This is a genomic window from Mesorhizobium sp. M7A.F.Ca.CA.002.09.1.1 (assembly GCF_003998555.1).
Lineage (GTDB): Bacteria > Pseudomonadota > Alphaproteobacteria > Rhizobiales > Rhizobiaceae > Mesorhizobium > Mesorhizobium ciceri.
On the sequence record NZ_RZRR01001126.1, the window covers coordinates 1 to 1,492 of the forward strand.

Consider the following 1,492-nt stretch of genomic DNA (forward strand, 5'->3'; position numbering starts at 1 on the left):
CTCATAGCCAAGCCGCGCGCTGAAGGCGAACGGTCCTTGTTCATAGACGGCGATGTTGGCACCAGTCGGATCGATCGTCACCGTGTCGAGGAATGTCGCCGTGACGAAAGGCACCGGCATGATCTTGAACTCATTGCTGCCCTCGTATTTGGGGACGATGATGGCGCCGCCGCCGAGCACGACGTGCCAGTCGGACAGTTTCTGTTCGAAGCGCCCGAAACGGGAAGGCTCGGGCGGCAGGGTAAAATCATCGGAATTCACCGCAATGGCGTCTGCCGCCAGCGCGCCGTCCGAATGGGCTGAAAGCAGGATTGCCATGACCGCAAGAGATGCCCGGCCGGCAAATAGTCCAGAGTCAATTTTGGCGAACATGCGTGCTCCAGTATAGCGAGGCAAAGAGCCTCCGATGGCGTCACCATGTCAGGTGAAAGTGGCCGCATGCGTTAAGTGATGTTAAGTTTTGTTGCGCAATCGTGGTTTCATCTTGCCGTATAGGGAGGCCCTAGGCTGACAGTGGGCTGCCACGATCTGCCGTGGATCGTCTCGCGATCGGAGAACGGAACTGTTTCAATCCAGGCCAGAACAGCTCTAATGTCTGTGCCGGAGCAATGTGGGCGGGGTATGGGGAACACAAGCGACGATGACGAGCGGAGTTTCTTCTCCGAAGCGCCGATGCGGCCTGCTGCGAAAGCCAAGGCGACGCTCGACGAAAAGCCGCATTACCTCGGCCATCGCGACCGCTTGCGCGAGCGCTTTGCCCTGGCGGGTCCGGACGCCCTGCCCGATTACGAACTTCTGGAACTTCTGCTCTTTCGCCTGATCCCTCGTGCCGACACCAAACCGGCGGCCAAGGCGCTGCTGGCACGCTTCGGCACGCTGGCCGAAGTGCTTGGCGCCCCGGTGGGCCTGCTGCAGGAGGTCAAGGGCATCGGCCCTGCGGTGGCACTCGACCTGAAAATCCTCGCCGCAACGGCGCAGCGCATGGCACGCGGCGAGGTCCACGGCCGCGAGATCCTCTCGTCCTGGCAGCAGCTCCTCGACTATTGCCGCTCAGCAATGGCCTTCGAGGCGCGCGAGCAGTTCCGCATCCTGTTCCTCGACAAGAAGAACGCGCTGATCGCCGACGAGGTGCAGCAGACGGGTACTGTCGACCACACGCCTGTCTACCCGCGAGAAGTGATCAAGCGGGCGCTCGAACTCTCGGCGACTGCCATTATCCTGGTCCACAATCACCCGTCAGGCGACCCGACGCCATCGCGCGCCGACATCGAGATGACGAAGGAGATCATCGACGCGGGCAAGCGGCTGGGCATCGCGGTGCACGACCACATCATCATCGGGCGGAAGGGATATGCCAGCATGAAGGGCCTGCTGCTGATCTGAGGTGGCAGGGCCGGCGCCAACGCCGATCGACCCCGACCACACGATCCCAGAGATCGGGGCGGGCGAAACCGGCTAGAACAAGCGACTGGCGGAATCAGGAGAGCACGAT

1 protein-coding gene and 1 pseudogene are annotated in these 1,492 nt (G+C 62.0%); one reads left to right on the forward strand and one right to left on the reverse strand.

Annotated features, from left to right (window positions below; all coding sequences use genetic code 11):
• Positions 1-372, reverse strand: a pseudogene (locus EN994_RS30955) (MipA/OmpV family protein); the annotation flags it as partial.
• A gap of 249 nt (positions 373-621) precedes the next feature.
• Between EN994_RS30955 and radC the strand changes: the two are divergent.
• Positions 622-1,383: a DNA repair protein RadC gene (gene radC / locus EN994_RS30960; RefSeq protein WP_013532006.1), complete on the forward strand. Its 762-nt coding sequence runs from the start codon at positions 622-624 to the stop codon at positions 1,381-1,383.
• Positions 1,384-1,492 lie beyond the last annotated feature (109 nt).